Source organism: Bathymodiolus japonicus methanotrophic gill symbiont (assembly GCF_019721995.1).
Lineage (GTDB): Bacteria > Pseudomonadota > Gammaproteobacteria > Methylococcales > Methylomonadaceae > Methyloprofundus.
Genome location: NZ_BLYC01000013.1, coordinates 65823 through 88244 on the forward strand (window position 1 = coordinate 65823; position 22422 = coordinate 88244).

At 44.0% G+C, this 22422-nt stretch carries 35 protein-coding genes and 1 pseudogene; 22 read left to right on the forward strand and 14 right to left on the reverse strand.

Features of this window, described 5'->3' with window-relative positions:
* Window positions 1-131 precede the first annotated feature (131 nt).
* Together K6984_RS16750 and K6984_RS16755 are read left to right on the forward strand one after the other, a co-directional pair.
* On the forward strand, window positions 132-692 hold the full coding sequence (locus K6984_RS16750; protein WP_221896556.1) for a hypothetical protein: 561 nt from the start codon (window positions 132-134) through the stop codon (window positions 690-692).
* Complete coding sequence (locus tag K6984_RS16755; RefSeq protein WP_221896557.1) at window positions 598-1050, forward strand: hypothetical protein; 453 nt, start codon at window positions 598-600, stop codon at window positions 1048-1050. Before K6984_RS16750 ends, K6984_RS16755 begins: the two co-directional genes overlap by 95 nt.
* Before the next feature lie 120 nt (window positions 1051-1170).
* Here the strand turns inward: K6984_RS16755 and K6984_RS33950 are convergent, their stop codons facing one another.
* On the reverse strand, window positions 1171-1299 hold the full coding sequence (locus K6984_RS33950; protein ID WP_263458596.1) for a hypothetical protein: 129 nt from the start codon (window positions 1297-1299) through the stop codon (window positions 1171-1173).
* Between K6984_RS33950 and K6984_RS16760 the strand changes: the two genes are divergently transcribed.
* Both K6984_RS16760 and K6984_RS16765 read left to right on the forward strand, forming a co-directional pair.
* Window positions 1277-1726 carry a hypothetical protein gene (locus tag K6984_RS16760; protein ID WP_221896558.1) on the forward strand — a complete coding sequence of 150 codons (450 nt, stop codon included), beginning with the start codon at window positions 1277-1279 and terminating at the stop codon, window positions 1724-1726. The two genes, K6984_RS33950 and K6984_RS16760, sit on opposite strands and share 23 nt — an antisense overlap.
* Window positions 1726-2037, forward strand: a complete 312-nt coding sequence (locus K6984_RS16765) for a DUF3301 domain-containing protein (protein WP_230988142.1) — start codon at window positions 1726-1728, stop codon at window positions 2035-2037. The genes K6984_RS16760 and K6984_RS16765 overlap by 1 nt, the downstream gene beginning before the upstream one ends.
* Window positions 2038-2225: 188 nt before the next feature.
* Here the strand turns inward: K6984_RS16765 and K6984_RS16770 are convergent, their stop codons facing one another.
* The 5 genes from K6984_RS16770 to K6984_RS33955 all read right to left on the reverse strand — a co-directional run bounded on the left by K6984_RS16770 (window position 2226) and on the right by K6984_RS33955 (window position 4658).
* On the reverse strand, window positions 2226-2537 hold the full coding sequence (locus tag K6984_RS16770) for a hypothetical protein (protein ID WP_221896559.1): 312 nt from the start codon (window positions 2535-2537) through the stop codon (window positions 2226-2228).
* A 107-nt stretch (window positions 2538-2644) separates the two neighbouring features.
* Complete coding sequence (locus K6984_RS16775) at window positions 2645-2992, reverse strand: hypothetical protein (protein WP_221896560.1); 348 nt, start codon at window positions 2990-2992, stop codon at window positions 2645-2647.
* Window positions 2993-3200: 208 nt separating this feature from the next.
* Window positions 3201-3344 (reverse strand): hypothetical protein, encoded by a 144-nt coding sequence (locus tag K6984_RS16780; protein WP_221896561.1) that lies wholly within the window; start codon window positions 3342-3344, stop codon window positions 3201-3203.
* A gap of 16 nt (window positions 3345-3360) precedes the next feature.
* The gene (locus K6984_RS16785; protein ID WP_221896562.1) at window positions 3361-4554 is read right to left on the reverse strand and encodes a transposase; all 1194 of its coding nucleotides are present in this window, start codon (window positions 4552-4554) and stop codon (window positions 3361-3363) included.
* Window positions 4536-4658, reverse strand: coding sequence for a hypothetical protein (locus tag K6984_RS33955; RefSeq protein WP_263458707.1), 123 nt, complete (start codon window positions 4656-4658; stop codon window positions 4536-4538). The genes K6984_RS16785 and K6984_RS33955 overlap by 19 nt, the downstream gene beginning before the upstream one ends.
* Before the next feature lie 12 nt (window positions 4659-4670).
* Here K6984_RS33955 and K6984_RS16790 point away from each other — a divergent pair, with 12 nt between their 5' ends.
* Complete coding sequence (locus K6984_RS16790; RefSeq protein ID WP_221896563.1) at window positions 4671-4820, forward strand: hypothetical protein; 150 nt, start codon at window positions 4671-4673, stop codon at window positions 4818-4820.
* A 106-nt stretch (window positions 4821-4926) separates the two neighbouring features.
* On the opposite strand, the gene K6984_RS16795 is transcribed toward K6984_RS16790, so the two are convergent.
* Together K6984_RS16795 and K6984_RS35765 are read right to left on the reverse strand one after the other, a co-directional pair.
* The gene (locus tag K6984_RS16795; RefSeq protein ID WP_338024538.1) at window positions 4927-5376 is read right to left on the reverse strand and encodes a transposase; all 450 of its coding nucleotides are present in this window, start codon (window positions 5374-5376) and stop codon (window positions 4927-4929) included.
* Window positions 5321-5881 (reverse strand): hypothetical protein, encoded by a 561-nt coding sequence (locus K6984_RS35765; RefSeq protein ID WP_338024535.1) that lies wholly within the window; start codon window positions 5879-5881, stop codon window positions 5321-5323. Before K6984_RS35765 ends, K6984_RS16795 begins: the two co-directional genes overlap by 56 nt.
* Window positions 5882-6361: 480 nt before the next feature.
* Between K6984_RS35765 and rplM the strand changes: the two genes are divergently transcribed.
* The 4 genes from rplM (at window position 6362) to alr (ending at window position 10070) form a co-directional block, all read left to right on the forward strand.
* Window positions 6362-6790 carry a 50S ribosomal protein L13 gene (gene rplM / locus K6984_RS16800; RefSeq protein ID WP_221896565.1) on the forward strand — a complete coding sequence of 143 codons (429 nt, stop codon included), beginning with the start codon at window positions 6362-6364 and terminating at the stop codon, window positions 6788-6790.
* A 20-nt stretch (window positions 6791-6810) separates the two neighbouring features.
* Window positions 6811-7203, forward strand: coding sequence for a 30S ribosomal protein S9 (rpsI, locus tag K6984_RS16805; RefSeq protein WP_221896566.1), 393 nt, complete (start codon window positions 6811-6813; stop codon window positions 7201-7203).
* Between the two features lie 387 nt (window positions 7204-7590).
* Window positions 7591-8985 (forward strand): replicative DNA helicase, encoded by a 1395-nt coding sequence (gene dnaB, locus K6984_RS16810; protein WP_221896567.1) that lies wholly within the window; start codon window positions 7591-7593, stop codon window positions 8983-8985.
* On the forward strand, window positions 8982-10070 hold the full coding sequence (alr, locus tag K6984_RS16815; RefSeq protein ID WP_338024536.1) for an alanine racemase: 1089 nt from the start codon (window positions 8982-8984) through the stop codon (window positions 10068-10070). Before dnaB ends, alr begins: the two co-directional genes overlap by 4 nt.
* A 328-nt stretch (window positions 10071-10398) precedes the next feature.
* Here the strand turns inward: alr and K6984_RS16820 are convergent, their stop codons facing one another.
* Together K6984_RS16820 and K6984_RS16825 are read right to left on the reverse strand one after the other, a co-directional pair.
* The gene (locus K6984_RS16820) at window positions 10399-11169 is read right to left on the reverse strand and encodes an IS701 family transposase (RefSeq protein ID WP_221896568.1); all 771 of its coding nucleotides are present in this window, start codon (window positions 11167-11169) and stop codon (window positions 10399-10401) included.
* Window positions 11114-11425, reverse strand: coding sequence for a hypothetical protein (locus K6984_RS16825; RefSeq protein WP_221896569.1), 312 nt, complete (start codon window positions 11423-11425; stop codon window positions 11114-11116). The genes K6984_RS16820 and K6984_RS16825 overlap by 56 nt, the downstream gene beginning before the upstream one ends.
* Here K6984_RS16825 and K6984_RS16830 point away from each other — a divergent pair.
* Window positions 11382-11681: a hypothetical protein gene (locus K6984_RS16830; protein ID WP_221895522.1), complete on the forward strand. Its 300-nt coding sequence runs from the start codon at window positions 11382-11384 to the stop codon at window positions 11679-11681. The genes K6984_RS16825 and K6984_RS16830 overlap by 44 nt on opposite strands.
* On the opposite strand, the gene K6984_RS16835 is transcribed toward K6984_RS16830, so the two are convergent.
* Window positions 11595-11864: a hypothetical protein gene (locus K6984_RS16835; protein ID WP_221896570.1), complete on the reverse strand. Its 270-nt coding sequence runs from the start codon at window positions 11862-11864 to the stop codon at window positions 11595-11597. The two genes, K6984_RS16830 and K6984_RS16835, sit on opposite strands and share 87 nt — an antisense overlap.
* A gap of 374 nt (window positions 11865-12238) precedes the next feature.
* On the opposite strand from K6984_RS16835, the gene K6984_RS16840 reads away from it, so the two are divergent.
* From K6984_RS16840 to K6984_RS16865, 7 genes and pseudogenes are all read left to right on the forward strand, one after another.
* Window positions 12239-13645, forward strand: a complete 1407-nt coding sequence (locus tag K6984_RS16840) for a transposase (RefSeq protein ID WP_221896571.1) — start codon at window positions 12239-12241, stop codon at window positions 13643-13645.
* Window positions 13646-13719: 74 nt separating this feature from the next.
* Window positions 13720-13977 carry a hypothetical protein gene (locus tag K6984_RS16845; RefSeq protein WP_221896572.1) on the forward strand — a complete coding sequence of 86 codons (258 nt, stop codon included), beginning with the start codon at window positions 13720-13722 and terminating at the stop codon, window positions 13975-13977.
* A gap of 27 nt (window positions 13978-14004) precedes the next feature.
* Entirely contained in the window at window positions 14005-14283 is a 279-nt protein-coding gene (locus tag K6984_RS16850; RefSeq protein ID WP_221896573.1) for a hypothetical protein, read from the forward strand.
* A gap of 93 nt (window positions 14284-14376) precedes the next feature.
* Window positions 14377-14579 (forward strand): annotated as a pseudogene (locus tag K6984_RS36325) (type II toxin-antitoxin system HicB family antitoxin).
* 260 nt (window positions 14580-14839) lie between these two features.
* Entirely contained in the window at window positions 14840-15529 is a 690-nt protein-coding gene (gene queC / locus K6984_RS16855; RefSeq protein ID WP_221896574.1) for a 7-cyano-7-deazaguanine synthase QueC, read from the forward strand.
* Between the two features lie 74 nt (window positions 15530-15603).
* Window positions 15604-16824 (forward strand): UbiH/UbiF/VisC/COQ6 family ubiquinone biosynthesis hydroxylase, encoded by a 1221-nt coding sequence (locus K6984_RS16860; RefSeq protein WP_221896575.1) that lies wholly within the window; start codon window positions 15604-15606, stop codon window positions 16822-16824.
* Window positions 16817-17581: an ABC transporter permease gene (locus K6984_RS16865; RefSeq protein WP_221896576.1), complete on the forward strand. Its 765-nt coding sequence runs from the start codon at window positions 16817-16819 to the stop codon at window positions 17579-17581. The genes K6984_RS16860 and K6984_RS16865 overlap by 8 nt, the downstream gene beginning before the upstream one ends.
* Window positions 17582-17635: 54 nt before the next feature.
* Here the strand turns inward: K6984_RS16865 and K6984_RS16870 are convergent, their stop codons facing one another.
* Both K6984_RS16870 and K6984_RS16875 read right to left on the reverse strand, forming a co-directional pair.
* Window positions 17636-18550: a transposase gene (locus tag K6984_RS16870; protein WP_230988143.1), complete on the reverse strand. Its 915-nt coding sequence runs from the start codon at window positions 18548-18550 to the stop codon at window positions 17636-17638.
* Entirely contained in the window at window positions 18505-19302 is a 798-nt protein-coding gene (locus K6984_RS16875) for a hypothetical protein (protein WP_221896577.1), read from the reverse strand. The genes K6984_RS16870 and K6984_RS16875 overlap by 46 nt, the downstream gene beginning before the upstream one ends.
* 293 nt (window positions 19303-19595) lie before the next feature.
* On the opposite strand from K6984_RS16875, the gene K6984_RS16880 reads away from it, so the two are divergent.
* The 4 genes from K6984_RS16880 (at window position 19596) to K6984_RS16895 (ending at window position 21880) form a co-directional block, all read left to right on the forward strand.
* The gene (locus tag K6984_RS16880) at window positions 19596-19964 is read left to right on the forward strand and encodes a DUF4398 domain-containing protein (RefSeq protein ID WP_221896578.1); all 369 of its coding nucleotides are present in this window, start codon (window positions 19596-19598) and stop codon (window positions 19962-19964) included.
* Window positions 19965-20003: 39 nt separating this feature from the next.
* Window positions 20004-20756: an OmpA family protein gene (locus K6984_RS16885; RefSeq protein ID WP_221896579.1), complete on the forward strand. Its 753-nt coding sequence runs from the start codon at window positions 20004-20006 to the stop codon at window positions 20754-20756.
* A gap of 230 nt (window positions 20757-20986) precedes the next feature.
* Window positions 20987-21415: a hypothetical protein gene (locus K6984_RS16890; protein WP_221896580.1), complete on the forward strand. Its 429-nt coding sequence runs from the start codon at window positions 20987-20989 to the stop codon at window positions 21413-21415.
* 36 nt (window positions 21416-21451) lie between these two features.
* A complete protein-coding gene (locus K6984_RS16895) occupies window positions 21452-21880 on the forward strand; it encodes a hypothetical protein (RefSeq protein WP_221896581.1) in 429 nt (142 codons plus the stop codon).
* A 2-nt stretch (window positions 21881-21882) separates the two neighbouring features.
* Here the strand turns inward: K6984_RS16895 and K6984_RS16900 are convergent, their stop codons facing one another.
* On the reverse strand, window positions 21883-22176 hold the full coding sequence (locus tag K6984_RS16900) for a hypothetical protein (protein ID WP_221896582.1): 294 nt from the start codon (window positions 22174-22176) through the stop codon (window positions 21883-21885).
* Here K6984_RS16900 and K6984_RS16905 point away from each other — a divergent pair.
* Complete coding sequence (locus K6984_RS16905; RefSeq protein WP_221896583.1) at window positions 22133-22414, forward strand: hypothetical protein; 282 nt, start codon at window positions 22133-22135, stop codon at window positions 22412-22414. The genes K6984_RS16900 and K6984_RS16905 overlap by 44 nt on opposite strands.
* The last annotated feature ends 8 nt before the right edge of the window (window positions 22415-22422 follow it).

Here is a 22422-nt window from a genome sequence, read left to right on the forward strand (position 1 = left end):
ACTTATAACAGCAAATAGACACTCTGTAGGCACCGTAAAAAAACAACAAATAATTTCAAATAAAGCTTGCAATTGCCGAAAAAATTTTCTAAAAATTTCCGTTTTAATCACCTCATAAACGGATATCACCCATGCTTAAAGACCTACCACTCTCTGAACATATTCACCAACACTGCAATGAAAGTATGGAACGTGCCCTGTTAGCAGAGCATCATCCTTTGTGGGCTCGTTCATGCCCAGAGTTGAAGGATATCGACTTTATTCGCCTTGGGTTATTACGCTGTATCAGTGTAGTCGATAGTGGTCGCCATTTCCTCCAAACCAGTGAACAGATTTATGGCCAGCTGCTTCCCCACTCAACGTATTTTAAATCACTGAAGTCGCATAGACGAACAAGTATGCTTGAGGCATTTGAACAGCAGAGCTATCATCTTCACGCTGAAACACTGCTATCGCAAGGCATTGATTATCTTAAAGAATTCCCGGAACTTGACGAATACACCATAGAAGCAGCGGATGGACATTTTATTGATCATGCCTGCCATACTGAAAAAAAACAGCAAGGGGAAAGTTTATGCGGCCGGGGGGATTTACGCGTTGAATCTCAGAAGTGGGTTGCTCAGATTTCTTTGTCTGGTGACAAACGGAACTCAGAGACATCAAGAAATACCTGTGTTACGAGATCATATTGAAAAGCAAAACAAGGGAAATAACAGCTCTCAGAAACATCTCTATGTCTACGATAAAGCCGTCACCGACTTTGTCTGGTGGGATCAGCAGAAACGGCATGCTAATTACATGATTTCAATGCTAAAAGAAAATTCAATTGTGACTCTGGTTGAGTCTATCCCTTTTGACTCCCGCCATGAGATCAATACAGGGGTTGAAGCATACAGTGTGTACGAAAACAAGGGCATCAAATTTAACGTGGTGGATTACCGTGATCCAGAAGCCGGAAAACTTCACCGGTTTGCGACAACCTTGCCAATGACTATTAACCCTGGAACCATTGCCATGCTGTCGCTGAAAATCCTGGAAACGGAGCTTTAGCGAAGTGAAGATTTTTAGTCCGCGATAGCCGTAGGGCCGTTGTTTTGTCGGAGTCTGAGCGTTAGCGAAGGTGGAGACAAAATAAAAGGCCATCCGACACGGCGTCAAGTCATTTGGAGCCTATGTTCCGACCCCTTGTTGGGTCGGGACGAGGTGACGAGGACGAATCGGGGCCGCCGGAGGCATAAGTGGTCGCGTTAAGTTTTTGCTGCTTGCTTGGGCTGGGATGCCCAAAACAAGCTTTCGCAAAAATAGCGACTCCCCGAATTTCAAGCGATGGACGATTGAAAAGACATTCAATAACACTAAAAGTAATTTCAAGGAAACTAAAGCTTGGTCTTCCAATACCCGCTCACTTGAAAATCAAATGCGCCTGACTGCAATGAGCTATAATTTAATGCGCGTGTTTGAAGAGATTTCAAAAACACAACAGCCAGAATTGATTCATCCATCGGATAAAAAATGTAGCGAGGCTCTGGAGATAAGGCAGCAACAGGCTCAAAAACGAGATCGTTTTGTGAATCCATTATTTTTCCAGGCAAGAATATCTCGTATTAGCTCGTATACCATTCGGGCAGTTCAAAACGCAATAATAACAGGAATGTCTTTACAGTGCTTTATGAGCTCTTTTGTGGCGAGGTTAGTTTCACGGCCTCAATTGATAGGGGAACACTGATGATGTGGGGCGAGATTTTTATGATCCTGTTATTTACCGCAGGGTTTCTGTACTGGCAAAGTACCCAGAAAGTAAAAGAAGTTGCCCTGGCGGCAACCATACGCCATTGCCATAAGCTGGACTTGCAAATGCTGGATGGTTATATTGCATTTAATGCGATTTCCTTGAGGCGGGATTGCAGAGGGAAAATGCATATTAGGCGCTCTTATAGTTTCGAGTTTTCTTCCACGGGTGCAGAGCGCTATAACGGCATAATTATTATTCTGGGCAGACAGGTCGAGGGTGTGCAATTAGAGCCTTATCGTATTTAACAGATCAAATACCGAATATTTGTAGGGCGTGGCATTAGCCCGCCTTTTATAAAAAAGCGGGCTAATGCCACGCCCTACAGTGCTTATAAACCGTTTTCTATTAAATTAAAGCATGTTACGCCTAAGCAATATCAAAATTCCCCTAGAGCATACTGATGCTGATCTTCGCACAGCTATTACTGCCAGGCTCATCGGTGTTCCCCTATCAATTGAGGCCGTGAAACTAACCTCGCCACAAGAGAGCTCATAAAGCACTGTAAAGACATTCCTGTTATTATTGCGTTTTGAACTGCTCGAATGGTATACGAGCTGATACGAGATATTCTTGCCTGGAAAAATAATGGATTCACAAAACGATCTCGTTTTTGGGCCTGTTGCTGCCTTATCTCCAGAGCCTCGCTATATTTTTTATCCGATGGATGAATCAATTCTGGCTGTTGTGTTTTTGAAATCTCTTCAAACACGCGCATTAAATTATAGCTCATTGCAGTCAGGCGCATTTGATTTTCAAGTGAGCGGGTATTGGAAGACCAAGCTTTAGTTTCCTTGAAATTACTTATACTCGATGTTCAAGTTTTTCCATCCCATTGCCATCAAACTCTTACCTTCACCCAGCAGAACAATACTTTAATGATGCTGTTGACCCTAAGCGCCCTAAATCTCTGCCAATCATATGTTTTCCTGATGGCATCAGTTGAAACACATCCTTTATTAATTCACCTAACTCTTTCAGCTTATCACCAGGATCTGGAAACTCTAGCAATGACGTGATGAACTCAAGCAGTACATCCATTTGAGACTTGCGCTGTAAGCTTCCTACGGTCGCTGTCAGCCCCGGACGGGCTGATAGTCTCCAGAAGGCGCAGGGAAATTTGCCAATCCGAAGTGCGCGATAGCGCGCGAGGGAGGCTAAAATTTTATCCCGAATAGCCGTAGAGCCATTTGTGGTAGCCATGACTGAGCTGCTTTGTGCTCAGTCTGTGGCGGACGCAGGGCGGCTGGAGCATCTCCTATTCGCTGCGTAGGTGAACGAATTACGGCGACAGGAGTCCCGGAATTTCGTGAGGTAGCATGGCGCGCCTGATACGCAGGTAGTTTGCTTTCAATGCGGGCTATTTGCTCTGGGTGAAGGAGAAGGCAATGGTCAAACAAAAGACTCAGAATCAGGCCACGGCTTGACCCCTCCGCTGAAAATCAGGGAAACGGAGCCTAAGCGAAGTGATGATTTTTAGTCCGCGATAGCCGTAGGGCCGTTGTTTTGTCGGAGTCTGAGCGTTAGCGAAGGTGGAGACAAAATAAAAGGCCATCCGACACGGCGTCAAGTCATTTGGAGCCTATGTTCCGACCCCTTGTTGGGTCGGGACGAGGTGACGAGGACGAATCGGGGCCGCCGGAGGCATAAGTGGTCGCGTTAAGTTTTTGCTGCTTGCTTGGGCTGGGATGCCCAAAACAAGCTTTCGCAAAAATAGCGACTCCCCGAGCTTCATCTAATTGTTTGGCCTCACGCCCCCATCCTTCATAAAGGTTCCAGTCCTCAAAGAAAACCTCAATCAGCCATCTCAACGTATAGGCTTGAATAATATCTTGTGTGCGCCAAGTCAGGTCTGTCGCCACTAAATAGCGGTAGTCGTTTTCACAGTCATATTTTAAGGCAATGACAAAGCGTTTTTTACTGTGAGAACTCACCTTTAATCGTGCACTGCTGACAGTCACTTTAAACTCTTTGCCGCCACGTACACGTATTATCTGATCAATGCCTTTGTTAATCGAATTAAAGTAGCTCTCGACTGACCTTATTCTACCTCTATATTCAATATTTTGGTTTTTACGTAATTGGCTAATCACCTGCGAGCCTCCAGATTCTTTAGCGGCTTCGTCCATAAAGGCTTTTTCACCATACAGCGCATCAGCCAGTACGCCTTTAATTTTAATCAGGCTATGCGCAACTTTAAACTCTTTTAATAAGCCTAATGCAATCTCTGTTTTGGTCGGGTAGGCACTGTCACGTTCAGGCTTAATAGGCCGATCTTTTCTTGCTATACCGCTCTTTTTCAACCGTTTATCTTCTTTATCCCACTGCTTTAAGGCTGGATCCGGCATATAAAAGAAAAAACCGACAGGCACTGTAATGGATGAGGTAACTAGCAGCAATAATACTATCGTTTGTCCATTAACATACCCGCCGGAGCCTTTGTGTTTCTGCTTGTAAACCTTATAAATACGTTTTGTAGACTTAGATCGTGCTCGGTCTGATTCATCAAAGGCCAACACACCTTCAGTAATGCCATAACGTTTTAAAATTAAGACCACACTCACCCGTAGCAACCAGTCCCAGGGTATACTTGCTTTACGAAACACCCAGGATAATGCGGCTACTTTGCAATCTCCAAGGCTTGCTCGCTCAAACTTAGCCCAGCAAACAGAGTTCATTAGCAGTATGCCCGTTAAACAAGTGCCCAACCAAGCGGCTTGAATCCGTGTCAAAGCGGCTCCGGGTTTTAGCTGCAGGCGCGCCATGCTACCTCACGAAATTCCGGGACTCCTGTCGCCGTAATTCGTTCACCTACGCAGCGAATAGGAGATGCTCCAGCCGCCCTGCGTCCGCCACAGACTGAGCACAAAGCAGCTCAGTCATGGCTACCACAAATGGCTCTACGGCTATTCGGGATAAAATTTTAGCCTCCCTCGCGCGCTATCGCGCACTTCGGATTGGCAAATTTCCCTGCGCCTTCTGGAGACTATCAGCCCGTCCGGGGCTGACAGCGATTGAGCGCATCATTTAAATCGTCAATATAGCTTTGGATAAAGGTGGCTGGGGCATTCATTAACATGGGCTTACACCGATAAAATTACAACAACCTCAGAATACCTGATTTTACCTTCTCAATATCAAAAACTTGAACATCGAGTTTTAGTGTTATTGAATGTCTTTTCAATCGTCCATCGCTTGAAATACAGCATGGCAATGGTTCCAGGGTTAATAGTCATTGGCAAGGTTGTCACAAACCGGTGAAGTTTTCCGGTTTCTGGATCACGGTAATCCACCACGTTAAATTTGATGCCCTTGTTTTCGTACACACTGTATGCTTCAACCCCTGTATTGGTCTCATGGCGGGAGTCAAAAGGGATAGACTGAACCAGAGTCGCAATTGAATTTTCTTTTAGCATTGAAATCATGTAATTAGCATGTCGTTTCTGCCGATCCCACCAGACAAAGTCGGTGACGGCTTTATCGTAGACATAGAGATGTTTCTGAGAGCTGTTATTTCCCTTGTTTTGCTTTTCAATATGATCTCGTAACACAGGTATTTCTTGATGTCTCTGAGTTCCGTTTGTCACCAGACAAAGAAATCTGAGCAACCCACTTCTGAGATTCAACGCGTAAATCCCCCCGGCCGCATAAACTTTCCCCTTGCTGTTTTTTTTCAGTATGGCAGGCATGATCAATAAAATGTCCATCCGCCGCTTCTATGGTGCATTCGTCAAGTTCCGGGAATGCTTTAAGATAATCAATGCCTTGCGATAGCAGTGTTTCAGCGTGAAGATGATAGCTCTGCTGTTCAAATGCCTCAAGCATACTTGTTCGTCTATGCGACTTCAGTGATTTAAAATACGTTGAGTGGGGAAGCAGCTGGCCATAAATCTGTTCACTGGTTTGGAGGAAATGGCGACCACTATCGACTACACTGATACAGCGTAATAACCCAAGGCGAATAAAGTCGATATCCTTCAACTCTGGGCATGAACGATCCCACAAAGGATGACGCTCTGCTAACAGGGCACGTTCCATACTTTCATTGCAGTGTTGGTGAATATGTTCAGAGAGTGGTAGGTCTTTAAGCATGGGTGATATCCGTTTATGAGGTGATTAAAACGGAAATTTTTAGAAAAATATTTTCGGCAAATACAAGCTTTATTTGAAATTATTTGTTGTTTTTTTACGGTGCCTACAGAGTGTCTATTTGCTGTTATAAGTGATTAAAATCAAAAAGATGGAAATATTCGAGTGGTGCTACCTTCAGGTAGGTTATAGGCTGCTTTGTTTAGGTACTTCTTCTTTCAATGGGAACACTGATGATGTTGAGTGTGATTATCTGTGGAATCAATAGCTGGGATAGAAATCTAGAGCAACTGACTTCAAGCTAAAAAGGGGCAGAGCATTGCTGATCTCAGCATGAAGCTTTCGGGTGTTAACATGCCAGGAAAAAACGGTAAGAATAGATGTAAGCAGTTGTTTGTTATTTTATTTATCTACATACTTGAAAGAAAATAGTAATTTTAGTATCATGAGCGGCTAACTTAAAATCTTACAAAAGATACAAATATGAAAACATTTAGCGCAAAACCAGCGGAAGTGAAGCGCGATTGGTATGTGATCGATGCAGAGGGTAAAACGCTTGGACGTCTGGCTACTGAAGTTGCACGACGCCTTCGCGGTAAGCATAAGCCAGAATATACACCTCATGTAGACACAGGTGATTATATTATCGTCATTAATGCCGAGAAAATCGGCGTGACTGGTAATAAAGAAAAAGATAAAATGTACTACCGCCACACAGGTTACATTGGTAGTTTGAAAAGTGTTAGCTTAGGTAAATTAAGACAAACTTTTCCTGACCGTATTATTAATAAAGCAGTTCAGGGAATGTTGCCAAAGAACCCACTGGGGCGTGCAATGTTCAAAAAGTTAAAAGTGTATGCGGGCCCTGAACATGGTCATCAAGCTCAACAACCCAAAGTTTTAGAACTTTAGGCAACTAACAGGTTAATATCATGGCAGAAGCTCAATATTATGGAACAGGACGACGCAAAAGTGCGATAGCACGTGTCTATGCAAAATCAGGTTCTGGAAAATTTACAATTAACGATAAAGCAATAGACACGTATTTCGGTCGCAAAACTGATGAAATGGTTGCTCGTTCTCCGTTAGAATTATTAGAATTGACTGATAAATTCGATATCAATGTGACAGTTAAAGGCAGCGGTCCCTCTGGACAAGCTGGCGCAATCCGTCACGGCGTAACTCGTGCGTTAATGGAATACGATGAAACATTGCGTCCAGAGTTAAGAAAAGCAGGCTTTGTTACACGTGATTCACGTAAAGTAGAACGTAAGAAGGTCGGTCTACATAAAGCGAGAAAACGTCCTCAGTACTCAAAACGTTAATCGTTTTTCGATATGTTATATTTTATGGGCTAGCGCCTGCTCAATATTATATAAACCGATCAGCAATAAAGGGTTGTAATTATTTGATTACAGCCCTTTTTTTATGGGTTTTTTTTAGGCACAATAGCGTGGTAGGTACAATCATACATATTTTCTTAGACTAATTATGTTCACTTTTTTACAGTATAAAAACAGGAGTACAATATTAGCTATTGCTGGCACAAAAAAAGCTAAGGCTTTTTACTCCTACTGGTTTGCAAATTTATTAGCGATGTAAAAACTTAACGTATTAACAAAATTTGTGCTGTATATGCCCTCCATCGTCTCTATAGCAAATGGCCCATAATTTGGAAGGCTGAATTCTATTCCTTTATATAACATAAGTGTATGGCTGAAAATATATTTAAAACTCGCGATAGAGCGGTAGACTCATTAAAAGTCCCGCCTCATTCCATACAGGCCGAGCAATCAGTGCTGGGTGGTTTGATGCTGGATAATGAGCGCTGGGATACGGTTGCCGATAAAGTCAGCGAGGTGGATTTTTATCGTAAAGACCACCGGTTAATTTTTCATGTTATCCAGGATTTGGCAGAAAAACAGATTCCCTTTGATGTGGTGACGATTTCAGAAGCACTGGGTAAAATGCATGAACTGGAGGATGCTGGCGGTCTGGCATACTTAAGCGTACTGGCGAAAGATACACCTAGCGCGGCGAATATTATCGCTTATGCGAATATCGTGCGCGATCGCTCGGTATTAAGGCAGTTAATCCATGTAGGCACGGATATATCCGAGTCTGCATTTAACCCGGAAGGTCAGACCACTAGCGACTTACTGGAAGGCGCGGAGAAAAGTGTTTTTGAAATCGCGGAGCAACGTCAAAAAGGGCAGGCGGGATTTATCCCGATCAAGGACTTGCTTGGTACTGCGGTAGAAAAGATAGAAGAGATGTTTGAGCAAGAAGGTAATATTACCGGAGCTAGTACCGGCTTTACCGATCTTGACGAAATGACCTCAGGCTTGCAGGATGGTGACTTGATTATTATTGCCGGCCGGCCTTCGATGGGTAAGACCACGATTGCCATGAATATGGCAGAAAATGTTGCGGTTGGCAGTGGTCTGCCTGTGGCCGTATATAGCATGGAGATGCCTGGTGATTCACTAGCGATGCGGATGATGTCATCACTGGGGCGTATTGACCAGCATAAAGTAAGAACGGGTAAACTGGATGATGATGAATGGCCGCGCCTGACCTCGGCGATTAATTTACTTGCGGAAACCAAATTGTTTATCGATGACACTCCGGCTCTTACCCCAAATGAAGTCCGCTCTCGAGCTAGGCGCTTAACCCGTGATCATGGAAAGCTAGGTCTTATTGTGCTGGATTACCTGCAATTAATGCAGTCGCCATCCAGTGGTGATAACCGGGTTGCACAGATCTCGGATATTTCCCGAGGCCTAAAAACGCTGGCGAAAGAGCTTAATGTGCCAGTCGTTGCCTTATCTCAGTTAAACCGAAATCTGGAGCAACGCCCGAATAAACGCCCGGTCATGTCAGACTTGCGGGAGTCAGGAAGTATCGAGCAGGATGCCGATGTCATTATGTTTGTTTATCGGGATGAAGTATATAATGAAGATAGTCCAGATAAAGGCATGGCAGAACTTATTATTGGTAAGCAGCGGAATGGCCCGATTGGTACAGTTCGCCTAACTTTTCTGGGTAAGTACACCCGCTTTGAAAACTACGCACATGACCCTTATGTCGATGGAGATTATGAGTGATCTCAGCCGCTGCACATATTGAACTAGATATAACGGCTTTGCGCCATAATGTTGCTAAAGTGCGCGAACTTGCTCCTGGTGCAAAGCTAATGGCAGTGATTAAGGCCAATGCCTATGGGCATGGTTTAATTACAGTTGCTAATTACTTGGCAGCACAAGTGGATGCATTTGTAGTGGCGCGTATTGATGCGGCGCTCAGCTTGCGTGAAGCTGGAGTTCAAACGAAAATTCTAGTGTTACAGGGGGTTTCCCAAACAGATGAGCTTGAATTACTGCAACGCTATCAATTCGAGGCTGTTATACACTCTGAGTCGCAAGTAAATTTACTGGAAGCTTCAGATATAGAAGCGCCAATTACGGGTTGGCTGAAAATTGATACTGGTATGAATCGTTTAGGCATACACCCTGAACAGTTTGCAGCTGTACTGAAACGTCTGCAACGATGCAAAAGTGTGCAGGCTGAAATCAACTTTATGACGCATTTTGCGAATGCAGATGATAGGCTGGACAATAAAACAAGTCGGCAACTACAGTTGTTTAATGACACGACAAAAAACTATTCTGGCGAAAAAACCAGCGCTAATTCGGCCGCTATTATCGCCTGGCCAGAGGCGCACCAGGAATGGGTCAGACCTGGATTAATGCTGTACGGCGCTTCGCCACTATTAAAGCAGACGGCTGAGCAGTTAGATTTACAGCCTGTTATGAGTTTATATTCGCGGCTAATTGCAATCAAATCAGTTAAAGCGGGGGATACTGTAGGCTATGGCGGAACCTGGCAGGCTGCAAAGGACTCGAGCATTGGCATCATATCCATAGGTTATGGCGATGGCTATCCGCGTTATGCAAAGCAGGGAACACCGGTATTAATCAATAATCGGCGTGTGCCATTAATTGGCCGGGTGTCTATGGATATGATTTCGGTTGATTTAACCGGGCATACTGAAATAAAGTCAGGTGACCAGGTAATGTTATGGGGCGATGGCTTGCCAGTAGAAGAGATAGCCGAGTGTGCGGGCACGATTCCCTATACGTTACTATGTGGTATTACCCGGCGAGTGCAGGTGATAGTTAAGGATAAGTGAAGCCTGGTTTGTTCCAGGTGCTTAAGCCTGCGGGGCTAAAGGCCTCGCTTCCAGAAAAATGTGATAATGGTCGGTATTGGTGTAGTGAAGTAGTCGATTAATAGACAGATAACAGGACATTGAGAGAAATGCAGAAGATAACTCTAACACTCGATGTTCAAGTTTTCAGCTATAACTGGGCTAAGAAAAGTAAATTTTTCCGGTTTTGTTTTATAAGTGATTGATTTACAATGATGTTGATGCTTTCTTTGTCAGTAAAATTATCAATAAAATCAATCAGTTAAAAAACTTGAACATCGAGTAACACTGAAGTTTCTTAAGAAATTCATCAAGCAACCATTCGCAATAAAACGGCTACCACCGAATTTACAGGGGAGCTGCTGTATTTGGGGCAAACCCTTTCAAAATCCGGATCCAAAGCCGCTTCGGCAATGATGCGGCGGATATCTGAAAATGCGAAACTGGCTCGCCCCTTCACTTTGTGCCGACGTTCCGGATCGGTTTTTAAACGATCCGCGTAAATCCACGTCAGCGTTGTTGCCATCATACAGAAGTTCAAATGGTTGGTCACTGCCTGCGCATTTCGACACTGACTTTTCTGACTCCCTATGTCTTGCTTGAGCTCTTTGAACCCGGATTCTATTTTCCATCGCGCACCATAATACTCAATAATCTGTGTGACGGATAAACTTAGATCGGTCGTAAACAAAGCAATCCACTGTGTGCGACGAAACACCCAGACAACCTGAACGGGTCGTTTCAATGTTTTCAGCATGACAACGCGACTATAAGCCCTGACTTCACGCTGTTTTCCATAGAGATTCACGGTATACGATCGGGCCTTTTGTTGTACTTTTTTTGCCATGTCTGTGGCTGCCCCCAGACGCTGCCCGTACTTTTTATTCCGCCCCCTCTGCTTGGGTTTTCTTTTTTCTGGACGATCGTACAGTACATTATTGCACCTTAACCTAGAGAGAATATTAAACTGGCTTCCGATAGCTTTGTAAACAGGCTTCCATAGGCCATTGTTGCCAAACCAGCTATCAGTGACTGTCAATATCGGAGCGGTGGAAAAATGTTCTGCAATTGCAATCAGCATTTGAGCCGCCTGAGTCATCGTGGTCTGGAAAGGAAGGACTTCCCCCGCTGAAAATCATGGAAACGGAGCTTAGCGAAGTGGTGATTTTTAGTCCCTGATAGGCGACAGGGCAATTCGCTGATTCGACGTGTGCTAGCAGCACGCGAGAGGAGCAAGAATTGCATTCCGAATAGCCGTCCAGCCAGTGAGGAAGTAATGACGAAGCGGCTTTTGTGCGTAGTCGTTGCGGACGCAGGGCGCTCAGGGCATCTCCCATCCGCTGCGTAGGTGAACGAATTATGGCGACAGGAGTCCCGGAATTTCGTGAGGTAGCATGGCGCGCCTGTCTAGCCAGTGTCGTGTCTGGTACAGGGTCACTGCTTAACTCTGCAATTCTTGCGCCTTATAACCGAGAGCAGGAAAATGATGCAGATGCGATAGGGCAGTTACTTGCTATTAAAGCCGGCTGGAATCCAGATGGTATTACCCATTTTCTTAGCACGCTCGCTGAAGATCATGGAAACGTAGCTTAGCGAAGTGGTGATTTTTAGTCCCTGATAGGCGACAGGGCAATTCGCTGATTCGACGTGTGCTAGCAGCACGCGAGAGGAGCAAGAATTGCATTCCGAATAGCCGTCCAGCCAGTGAGGTAGTAATGACGAAGCGGCTTTTGTGCGTAGTCGTTGCGGACGCAGGGCGTTCAGGGCATCTCCCATCCGCTGCGTAGGTGAACGAATTATGGCGACAGGAGTCCCGGAATTTCGTGAGGTAGCATGGCGCGCCTGAGATCGCGAAACTGCCCGGAAAGGGGAAGAGGAGGAGTTCGCTTTTCTTGCGACGCACCCGTCTACACCTAAGCGAGTTAAAGCCACTGAAACAAGAGCGGCTGAGCTTAAAGCGGATGGCAGTATCAGTCAGCAAAAAAACTCAGCGGTCAAAAATCATAAGGCTTTTCTGAGCATGCTTAATGGCTTAATTGTCGGTGCAGATGTTAAACAAGGTATTTTTATTACTCGATGTTCAAGTTTTTGATATTGAGAAGGTAAAATCAGGTATTCTGAGGTTGTTGTAATTTTATCGGTGTAAGCCCATGTTAATGAATGCCCCAGCCACCTTTATCCAGAGCTATATTGACGATTTAAATGATGCGCTCAATCAGCTAAAACCCGGAGCCGCTTTGACACGGATTCAAGCCGCTTGGTTGGGCACTTGTTTAACGGGCATACTGCTAATGAACTCTGTTTGCTGGGCTAAGTTTGAGCGAGCAAGCCTTGGAGATTGCAAAGTAGCCGCATTATCCTGGGTGTTTCGTAAAGCAAGTATACCCTGGGACTGGTTGCTACGGGTGAGTGTGGTCTTAATTTTAAAACGTTATGGCATTACTGAAGGTGTGTTGGCCTTTGATGAATCAGACCGAGCACGATCTAAGTCTACAAAACGTATTTATAAGGTTTACAAGCAGAAACACAAAGGCTCCGGCGGGTATGTTAATGGACAAACGATAGTATTATTGCTGCTAGTTACCTCATCCATTACAGTGCCTGTCGGTTTTTTCTTTTATATGCCGGATCCAGCCTTAAAGCAGTGGGATAAAGAAGATAAACGGTTGAAAAAGAGCGGTATAGCAAAAAAAGATCGGCCTATTAAGCCTGAACGTGACAGTGCCTACCCGACCAAAACAGAGATTGCATTAGGCTTATTAAAAGAGTTTAAAGTTGCGCATAGCCTGATTAAAATTAAAGGCGTACTGGCTGATGCGCTGTATGGTGAAAAAGCCTTTATGGACGAAGCCGCTAAAGAATCTGGAGGCTCGCAGGTGATTAGCCAATTACGTAAAAACCAAAATATTGAATATAGAGGTAGAATAAGGTCAGTCGAGAGCTACTTTAATTCGATTAACAAAGGCATTGATCAGATAATACGTGTACGTGGCGGAAAAGAGATTAAAGTGACTGTCAGCAGTGCACGATTAAAGGTGAGTTCACACAGTAAAAAACTCTTTGTCATTGCCTTAAAATATGACGGTGAAAACGACTATCGCTATTTAGTGGCGACAGACCTGACTTGGCGCACACAAGATATTATTCAAGCCTATACGTTGAGATGGCTGATTGAGGTTTTCTTTGAGGACTGGAAGCTTTATGAAGGATGGGGGCGTGAGGCCAAACAATTAGATGAAGAGGGATCAAGCCGTGGCCTGATTCTGAGTCTTTTGTTTGACCATTGCCTTCTCCTTCACCCAGAGCAAATAGCCCGCATTGAAAGCAAACTACCTGCGTATACCGTAGGAAGCTTACAGCGCAAGTCTCAAATGGATGTACTGCTTGAGTTCATCACGTCATTGCTAGAGTTTCCAGATCCTGGTGATAAGCTGAAAGAGTTAGGTGAATTAATAAAGGATGTGTTTCAACTGATGCCATCAGGAAAACATATGATTGGCAGAGATTTAGGGCGCTTAGAGCCAACACCATCATTAAAGTATTGTTCTGCTGGGTGAAGGTAAGAGTTTGATGGCAATGGGATGGAAAAACTTGAACATCGAGTATTAACCAAGTGTTTCTGCATCCAGTAATGAAAATAGGCCTGAATTTTCCTGCTGACTGGGAAACCACCAACCAGTCACAATATGTCGCCGCGGTAACAAAACAGCAAGATGCATTTATAATTCTGCAGTTGCAGGGCGAGGGTGATGATCCTGTTCAGGCTGCATACGAATTTCTTAATGAAGCGAACCTGGCTGGCCAAACGGTTAATAAACTTACTATTGGTGGATTTCCTGCCAGCCAGACACATATTAATAGTCGTAGGCAAAAGTCCTCAGTGACCTAGATTGCCTTTGATAAGCAGATGTTTCGTTTGATTACGGTCAATAAACAAGCTGGCGCAAAAACCAGTTCGGCGATTAACGAGTCAATAGCATCTTTCCATCGCTTAACGGCAAAAGAAAAGGCGGCAATTCATCAGCAAAGATTACGTATTATCCCTGCCAGGTTAGGCGAGACTCTGACCGCATTTTTGGAAAGAGCAGGCAGTGACTGGGATAAAGAGAGCTGTGCAATAGCCAATAACCTGGAAACTGGTGTTAAGCTTAAAAAAGGGCAGTTGATTAAGGTGGTGATTTCTGAACCGTTTTAATACTGGTCGTTCTTTATATGAGGCCTTGTGACGATTTTGTTCTTGAAACATTCAATAGCATTTATAAACAAGCGGGATGGAGGTAAATATAGTATGAAATATGCCGTTGTTATTGAAAAGACCGAATCAAATTTCCGGCTTTTGTTCCAGATCATCCTGGGTGTGTTGCAACAGGCGTAACTATTGAAGAGTAGATCCGCGAGGTAATCAAGTTTCATATTGAAGGTATGCGACAAGCTGGAGAAAGCGACTCTCAATTAAGCAGTTCTGTTGACCATATTAAAGTCATTGCATAACTGGGGCGAGGATCCCTTAGCTTTGATGAGGCTAGACATATTCCCTTACTACCTGACCTGACCTGAGATGAACTAATGATGCTTTGAGTGCGCCTTACTCTCGACAAAAATCAGTTCATTATATTTTCCGCATCCGTGACCGCGTGAAGTATATCTGCAGGCTAGTCATTTGTTACGAAATAATGCAAGCGCCCTTCCATATTCCATTGCTTGTGTTACCCAGTATAATAGCGAGCAAATAAATCCATTATCCAGGCAATATGACAAAAAAAGCGATTATTTTATTATCGGGAGGGCTAGACTCGGTAACTGTGCTAGCGATGGCAAAACAGCAAGCTTATCAAATCTATGCCTTGAGCTTTGACTATGGGCAAAAGCATAATGCAGAACTTGTTTCAGCCAGGAAAATAGCCCAAGATTATCAAGTTATTGAGCACAAGATTATTAAGCTTGGGCTCGGTTCGATTGGTGGCTCTGCTTTAACGGATAATGCGCTGATAGTGCCTGTTACTCCGCAGCAAGGTATTCCTGTGACCTATGTGCCGGCCAGAAATACGGTTTTTTTATCCTTCGCGCTTGGTTGGGCGGAGGTGCTGGATGCACAGGATATTTTTATCGGTGTGAACGCGGTTGATTATTCTGGTTATCCTGATTGCCGACCTCAATTTATTGAGGCGTTTCAGGCGCTGGCAAATGTTGCCACTAAGGCTGGTGTAGAAGGGCATAAAATTGAAATTCATGCGCCACTTATTCATCTAAGTAAAAGTGAAATCATACAGCGAGGCATAGAGTTACAGGTTGATTATGCACACACTGTCTCCTGTTATGCTGCAAGCCCAGAGGGACTAGCTTGTGGTGAGTGTGATGCCTGCCGGCTAAAACAAGCGGGTTTTGCCGAAGCGGGAGTGGCTGATCCTACGCGCTATCAGGCTGGGAATGTAGCTGAATAGACACTGTTTAGAATGACTAAAGTGCTGGGTGCGGATGCTATAATTGCGTACTTAGCTGGTAAAGGAATGGCAATATGATAGAAGAATATGATGTGATCATTGTTGGCGGCGGCATGGTCGGCGCGACGGTTGCTTGCGCACTGGGTGATAGTGACTTAAAGGTGGCATTAATAGAGCAGAATATGCCTGAAGCATTTTCTCCTGAACAGGCGCATGATTTACGTGTCTCAGCTTTAAGCATAGCCTCGCAGCAGATTTTGCAAACTATTGGCGCGTGGGATGCTGTGCTGACTATGCGTGTGTGTCCGTTTAAGCGCATGCGCGTATGGGAAACTGCGGGTGATACCGAATTTAATAGTGATGCCATTGATTATGATGCACTGGGATATATCGTAGAGAACCGGGTTACTCAGTTAGCTTTATTGCAAAGGGTGCAGACGTTTTCCAATATAAAATTTCTCTGTCCCGCTAAGATTAAGCAAATTTATTATGACGGCGCTAAAGGCAGTGTAGAACTCGATGACGGGCAGGTATTATCAGCTAAAGTCATGGTCGGTGCTGATGGCGGACAGTCAAGATTAAGGCAAACAGTTGGGCTGGGTGTGACTAGCTGGGACTATCAGCAGCATGCGATGGTGATTTATGTCGCAACTGACTACGAGCAGCAGGATATTACCTGGCAACGCTTTGTCCCCACTGGCCCGCAAGCTTTTTTACCTTTAACCGGGAATTACGGCTCGATAGTCTGGTATAACACGCCGGGTGAAGTGCGCCGCTTAAAGGCGTTAACGGATGCTGAATTACTGGCCGAATTAACGGCAACTTTTCCAGACTGTTTGGGCAAAATCGATAAGATTCTGGGTGTTGCAAGCTTCCCATTAAAGCGCCAGCATGCGCAGGAATATGTAAAACAAGGTATTGCATTAGTTGGCGATGCCGCGCATATGATTAATCCACTGGCCGGTCAGGGCGTGAACATCGGCTTGCTGGATGCAGCTATGCTGGCAGAGGTGCTGATTGAGGCAAATAATAAAGGCAAGAATATTGCTGATCTGGCGGTGCTTAAGCGCTACGAGCGTTTGCGGCGCAATGAAAACCTGAAGATGATGACGGTGATGGACTTGTTTTACCGTACTTTTAGTAATCAAGTGATGCCGATCAAGTTTCTGAGAAATTTAGGCCTGGGTCTGGCTGAGCGCATTACCCCGCTTAAAAATTTAGTGATGCGTGGTGCAATGGGCCTGGAAGGCCGTTTGCCGAAATTAGCTAAAGGTGAAGCGATTATTCATGAATAATTCGATTGCCTTTAGGGCGCTGTTCTTTAAAGAAATTCGTCGCTTTACCCGTATCTGGCCGCAAACTCTATTACCTCCGGCGATTACCACGTCATTATATTTTTTGATTTTTGGCAAGTTGATTGGCGATCGAATCGGCACAGTCAATGGCGTAAGCTATATGGATTATATCGTGCCTGGAGTGATTTTGATGTCAGTGATCAGCCATTCTTATGCCAATGTCGTATCTTCTTTTTACTCAACGAAATTTCAGCGCCATATTGAAGAGTTGCTGGTCGCACCGGTGCCTAACTGGGTGATATTAGCGGGTTATATAGGTGGGGGTGTAACGCGAGGTATGCTAGTAGGTTGCGTGGTAACTGGTATCTCCATGCTGTTTACAGAAATATCTGTTATTAACTGGTGGATTACCGTGAGTGTCTTTGTTTTGACAGCGATACTGTTTTCATTAGCCGGTTTTGTGAATGCCATTTTCGCTGATAGTTTTGATGATATTTCTATTATTCCCAACTTTGTGCTGACACCTCTTAGTTACCTGGGCGGGGTGTTTTATTCTGTCTCAATGCTGCCAGAAATCTGGCAGAAAATTGCCCTGGGTAATCCTATTCTGTATATGATTAACACGTTTCGTTATGGCCTAATTGGAATTTCAGATATTGATGTCATGACTGCCATGTTCATCATCATTGGTTTTATTTTATTTTTAGTTGTTTTTTGTTTATTTTTATTGGCTAAAGGGGTGGGGATTAAGCAATAGGGGTATAACTCGATGTTCAAGTTTTTCCATCCCATTGCCATCAAACTCTTACCTTCACCCAGCAGAACAATACTTTAATGATGGTGTTGGCTCTAAGCGCCCTAAATCTCTGCCAATCATATGTTTTCCTGATGGCATCAGTTGAAACACATCCTTTATTAATTCACCTAACTCTTTCAGCTTATCACCAGGATCTGGAAACTCTAGCAATGACGTGATGAACTCAAGCAGTACATCCATTTGAGACTTGCGCTGTAAGCTTCCTACGGTATACGCAGGTAGTTTGCTTTCAATGCGGGCTATTTGCTCTGGGTGAAGGAGAAGGCAATGGTCAAACAAAAGACTCAGAATCAGGCCACGGCTTGATCCCTCTTCATCTAATTGTTTGGCCTCACGCCCCCATCCTTCATAAAGCTTCCAGTCCTCAAAGAAAACCTCAATCAGCCATCTCAACGTATAGGCTTGAATAATATCTTGTGTGCGCCAAGTCAGGTCTGTCGCCACTAAATAGCGATAGTCGTTTTCACCCTCATATTTTAAGGCAATGACAAAGCGTTTTTTACTGTGAGAACTCACCTTCAATCGTGCACTGCTGACAGTCACTTTAATCTCTTTGCCGCCACGTACACGTATTATCTGATCAATGCCTTTGTTAATCGAATTAAAGTAGCTCTCGACTGACCTTATTCTACCTCTATATTCAATATTTTGGTTTTTACGTAATTGGCTAATCACCTGCGAGCCTCCAGATTCTTTAGCGGCTTCGTCCATAAAGGCTTTTTCACCATACAGCGCATCAGCCAGTACGCCTTTAATTTTAATCAGGCTATGCGCAACCGCTGTCAGCCCCGGACGGGCTGATAGTCTCCAGAAGGCGCAGGGAAATTTGCCAATCCGAAGTGCGCGATAGCGCGCGAGGGAGGCTAAAATTTTATCCCGAATAGCCGTAGAGCCATTTGAGGTAGCCATGACTGAGCTGCTTTGTGCTCAGTCTGTGGCGGACGCAGGGCGGCTGGAGCATCTCCTATTCGCTGCGTAGGTGAACGAATTACGGCGACAGGAGTCCCGGAATTTCGTGAGGTAGCATGGCGCGCCTGTTTAAACTCTTTTAATAAGCCTAATGCAATCTCTGTTTTGGTCGGGTAGGCACTGTCACGTTCAGGCTTAATAGGCCGATCTTTTTTTGCTATACCGCTCTTTTTCAACCGTTTATCTTCTTTATCCCACTGCTTTAAGGCTGGATCCGGCATATAAAAGAAAAAACCGACAGGCACTGTAATGGATGAGGTAACTAGCAGCAATAATACTATCGTTTGTCCATTAACATACCCGCCGGAGCCTTTGTGTTTCTGCTTGTAAACTTTATAAATACGTTTTGTAGACTTAGATCGTGCTCGGTCTGATTCATCAAAGGCCAACACACCTTCAGTAATGCCATAACGTTTTAAAATTAAGACCACACTCACCCGTAGCAACCAGTCCCAGGGTATACTTGCTTTACGAAACACCCAGGATAATGCGGCTACTTTGCAGTCTCCAAGGCTTGCTCGCTCAAACTTAGCCCAGCAAACAGAGTTCATTAGCAGTATGCCCGTTAAACAAGTGCCCAACCAAGCGGCTTGAATCCGTGTCAAAGCGGCTCCGGGTTTTAGCTGATTGAGCGCATCATTTAAATCGTCAATATAGCTTTGGATAAAGGTGGCTGGGGCATTCATTAACATGGGCTTACACCGATAAAATTACAACAACCTCAGAATACCTGATTTTACCTTCTCAATATCAAAAACTTGAACATCGAGTATAAGTCATGTTTTTACAATTTTCTATGAGCGAGTATGACGTTGTCTTTGCTGATACATCACTATTTACGAAAGCTGGGTAAACACAGCATTTCAGTTAATGCCACAAGCCATAGGCAAATATAGTATTTTGCAATTAGGGTTAACTCATATAAAATTGAATAGCGAAATGTTATCAATAAACTATTTCATAAATCAAAATGGAGAATGAGTTCATGTTCACAAAAAAAAATACTGCATCATTAATTAAAGCGATTGCTTTAGGTGTTGCTGTTTCAGTTTTAACTGGGTGTGGCATCGCGGCACCAAAAGCTGAACTAGCATACGCGGAAGCAACACTACAGTCGGCACGTAATATCGGCGCCAATGAATATGCTGCAGTAGAGCTGGAAAGAGCGAAAAATAAATTAAACCAGGCTAAAGCGGAAATGAAAGAGGGTAATAATGAAAGCGCTTTACGCTTAGCTAAAGAATCGACAGCAGAAGGTGAGCTGGCGCAAGCGAAAACAGAAGCAGGAAAAGCAAGCGCATCTGAAAAGCAAATGCAGCAAAGTTATGAAATGTTGAAATCACAGCTTAAATAATGTTGTAAACTACCAACTAATATTTTTTTGGATATATTTATGAATACATTGACAGTAAGAAAACTGCTTATTCCCGCAGTAATTGCAACACTGGCTGCAGGTTGTGCGGAATTACAACAACCAAAATCTCTATTAGAAGCTCAGCAGGCTTATAAGGCAGCTACTAGCAATCCTGCCATCCAGAGAAGATATGCAGCAGATGAATTAACCAAGGCTAATAAAACTCTATTAGATGCGACTGCAGCTGAATCTATAGAAGACATGACTTCTTTAGCCTATATTGCAAATGCTCAGGTTCAGACTGCAACAAGTATTGCTGCTGCTGGGCAGTCTAGTCAGAATAGTATCGATTTGATGAGTCAAAAAGAGAAGCTGATTTCTGATTCCCTTAATTTGAAAAAAAATATCACGCAGGATAAATTGCTGGGAATGCAATTAGCTGAAGCGGAACGTGAAATTATTATGGCTTTCGGAAATATAGAATTTGTTACAGGTACTGCAGATTTAGTTCCAGGTGCTTCAACAGGTATCGATTTACTGGCGACTTATATGGCTAAGTATCCAGAAAAAGAAGTGACTTTGGAAGGCCATACTGATAGCACTGGTAGCGCAGCACTGAACAAAAAGTTATCACAACAACGTGCTGATTTTATTCGTAGTGTTTTGATTACTAAAGGTATTACTGAAGATCGTATTACTGCGGTAGGCTATGGTCAAAGCCAGCCGATTGCTTCAAATAGTTCTGCATCTGGTCGTCAGAAAAATCGTCGTATAGATATTAGTTTCAAGTAATATCTAATACTTCTCCTACTTATATTTGTATTGAGTATATATGTCACACCGCAACCTTGCGGTGTGACAGTTTTTCAATGAGGCCGACAAGTCTCTTCAACCTAGCGACTGTGAGCAACTGCTTTTTTTAGGTTCAACAGCGCTTCGCTTACGCCCTAACTTTCTTTTTGCTCTTCCTGAGCCTGCTAACCTCTGTATAATCAACCGATTTGCAGAAAGTACAAAGCATAATGAAATACACGATTTTAAAGGTATTGATCGGTTTGCTCTTTTTGATGCCACACGTATCTAGGGCTGAAAGCAAAAGTTGTTCGATAAAATATAATTTAACTGGCTGGTCATTTTTTTATCAAGGTTATAAGGGTTCAGGCCTAGTAAGCTGCACCAATGGGCAGAGTGCAAAAGTTTCTTTGACCTTGCATGGGGGTGGATTAACTTTAGGTGTCATCGATATTGACAATGCTAAAGGTAAATTTACCGGGATCAAAAGTATCAAAGATATTTACGGTACCTATTTTTCTATAGATGTGCATGCAGGTTTTTCACGCTCTGCAGAGGCGCGTACCCTATTTAAAGGCTATATTGCAGGCGGTGGTGCCGGTGTAGGAGGAGGTTATAATTTGGGGCTGACCTTTAGTGGCTTAACTATCAAGCCTTAGGTATAATCAAAATTTATTATTTAATAAGGAAAAATCATGCGCACAAAAATTTTAGGTCTTGCTGTTAGTTCACTTTTCTTTATGTCATTTTCTACTGCACAGGCTGAAGATTGTGATCTGAAATACACCATGAAAGGCTGGGCAGCTTTTTATAAAACATACCAGGGTATAGGGACAGTAACTTGTCCCAGCGGTAAAAGTGCTAAGGTGAAATTAAGCTTGAAAGGTGGTGGGTTTACTTTTGGTGCTTATGAAGTCACTGATGGTAAAGGTAAAATTCGCGGAGTCACAAAAATAGATGATATTTATGGCAGCTCTTTTATGATGGATGGTGATGCGGGATTTATCAAGTCTGTCGAAGGCCGCTGGGCTCCTAGAAGTTCTCGTACCGTAACGTTTTCAGGTAAAGGAAAAGGGTATGATTTGGGGTGGTCACTCGGCGCATTAAATATCCAAAAGCCTTAAAATTATCGAGCATTTCCATTTAGGTACGCGCCCGGAATAAGTTGAGTACACCGCTCGATATGCTGGCACAGGGCTTGTACTCGTACGCTGAAAATCATGGAAACGTAGCTTAGCGAAGTGGTGATTTTTAGTCCCTGATAGGCGACAGGGCAATTCGCTGATTCGACGTGTGCTAGCAGCACGCGAGAGGAGCAAGAATTGCATTCCGAATAGCCGTCCAGCCAGTGAGGTAGTAATGACGAAGCGGCTTTTGTGCGTAGTCGTTGCGGACGCAGGGCGTTCAGGGCATCTCCCATCCGCTGCGTAGGTGAACGAATTATGGCGACAGGAGTCCCGGAATTTCGTGAGGTAGCATGGCGCGCCTGCTCAAGGTGTAGAAACAAGCGCATAGCCAGCTACGTAAAGTTACTACAACGCATAAGATGGATAACAAGACTAGCCAGTTGTTTTAAGTTATTCCGTGCGCGTTCCTTCGTATGTGGCTGCCCTCATTTTTTCAGTGAGGGTTTGCGCCGCGGCCTGTTTTTTAGCTAGCTCAGCAA

Excerpts from the sequence above, each read along its gene's own strand:
- dnaB (WP_221896567.1), top strand. The coding sequence starts at position 7,591 with ATGGCTGAAAATATATTTAAAACTCGCGATAGAGCGGTAGACTCATTA.
- K6984_RS16770 (WP_221896559.1), bottom strand. The coding sequence starts at position 2,537 with ATGCGCCTGACTGCAATGAGCTATAATTTAATGCGCGTGTTTGAAGAG.
- K6984_RS16900 (WP_221896582.1), bottom strand. The coding sequence starts at position 22,176 with ATGGGAGATGCCCTGAACGCCCTGCGTCCGCAACGACTACGCACAAAA.
- K6984_RS16820 (WP_221896568.1), bottom strand. The coding sequence starts at position 11,169 with ATGCTGATTGCAATTGCAGAACATTTTTCCACCGCTCCGATATTGACA.
- K6984_RS16895 (WP_221896581.1), top strand. The coding sequence starts at position 21,452 with ATGCGCACAAAAATTTTAGGTCTTGCTGTTAGTTCACTTTTCTTTATG.
- rpsI (WP_221896566.1), top strand. The coding sequence starts at position 6,811 with ATGGCAGAAGCTCAATATTATGGAACAGGACGACGCAAAAGTGCGATA.
- K6984_RS16780 (WP_221896561.1), bottom strand. The coding sequence starts at position 3,344 with ATGGCCTTTTATTTTGTCTCCACCTTCGCTAACGCTCAGACTCCGACA.
- K6984_RS35765 (WP_338024535.1), bottom strand. The coding sequence starts at position 5,881 with ATGCTTAAAGACCTACCACTCTCTGAACATATTCACCAACACTGCAAT.
- K6984_RS16870 (WP_230988143.1), bottom strand. The coding sequence starts at position 18,550 with ATGGCTACCTCAAATGGCTCTACGGCTATTCGGGATAAAATTTTAGCC.
- K6984_RS16750 (WP_221896556.1), top strand. The coding sequence starts at position 132 with ATGCTTAAAGACCTACCACTCTCTGAACATATTCACCAACACTGCAAT.
- K6984_RS16785 (WP_221896562.1), bottom strand. The coding sequence starts at position 4,554 with ATGGCGCGCCTGCAGCTAAAACCCGGAGCCGCTTTGACACGGATTCAA.
- K6984_RS16765 (WP_230988142.1), top strand. The coding sequence starts at position 1,726 with ATGATGTGGGGCGAGATTTTTATGATCCTGTTATTTACCGCAGGGTTT.
- K6984_RS16875 (WP_221896577.1), bottom strand. The coding sequence starts at position 19,302 with ATGTTAATGAATGCCCCAGCCACCTTTATCCAAAGCTATATTGACGAT.
- K6984_RS16835 (WP_221896570.1), bottom strand. The coding sequence starts at position 11,864 with ATGGGAGATGCCCTGAACGCCCTGCGTCCGCAACGACTACGCACAAAA.
- K6984_RS16825 (WP_221896569.1), bottom strand. The coding sequence starts at position 11,425 with ATGGGAGATGCCCTGAGCGCCCTGCGTCCGCAACGACTACGCACAAAA.
- K6984_RS16890 (WP_221896580.1), top strand. The coding sequence starts at position 20,987 with ATGAAATACACGATTTTAAAGGTATTGATCGGTTTGCTCTTTTTGATG.
- K6984_RS16865 (WP_221896576.1), top strand. The coding sequence starts at position 16,817 with ATGAATAATTCGATTGCCTTTAGGGCGCTGTTCTTTAAAGAAATTCGT.
- queC (WP_221896574.1), top strand. The coding sequence starts at position 14,840 with ATGACAAAAAAAGCGATTATTTTATTATCGGGAGGGCTAGACTCGGTA.
- K6984_RS16845 (WP_221896572.1), top strand. The coding sequence starts at position 13,720 with ATGAAAATAGGCCTGAATTTTCCTGCTGACTGGGAAACCACCAACCAG.
- rplM (WP_221896565.1), top strand. The coding sequence starts at position 6,362 with ATGAAAACATTTAGCGCAAAACCAGCGGAAGTGAAGCGCGATTGGTAT.
- K6984_RS16790 (WP_221896563.1), top strand. The coding sequence starts at position 4,671 with ATGGCTACCACAAATGGCTCTACGGCTATTCGGGATAAAATTTTAGCC.
- K6984_RS16860 (WP_221896575.1), top strand. The coding sequence starts at position 15,604 with ATGATAGAAGAATATGATGTGATCATTGTTGGCGGCGGCATGGTCGGC.
- K6984_RS16775 (WP_221896560.1), bottom strand. The coding sequence starts at position 2,992 with ATGGCTACCACAAATGGCTCTACGGCTATTCGGGATAAAATTTTAGCC.
- K6984_RS16885 (WP_221896579.1), top strand. The coding sequence starts at position 20,004 with ATGAATACATTGACAGTAAGAAAACTGCTTATTCCCGCAGTAATTGCA.
- K6984_RS16760 (WP_221896558.1), top strand. The coding sequence starts at position 1,277 with ATGCCCAAAACAAGCTTTCGCAAAAATAGCGACTCCCCGAATTTCAAG.
- K6984_RS16840 (WP_221896571.1), top strand. The coding sequence starts at position 12,239 with ATGTTAATGAATGCCCCAGCCACCTTTATCCAGAGCTATATTGACGAT.
- K6984_RS16880 (WP_221896578.1), top strand. The coding sequence starts at position 19,596 with ATGTTCACAAAAAAAAATACTGCATCATTAATTAAAGCGATTGCTTTA.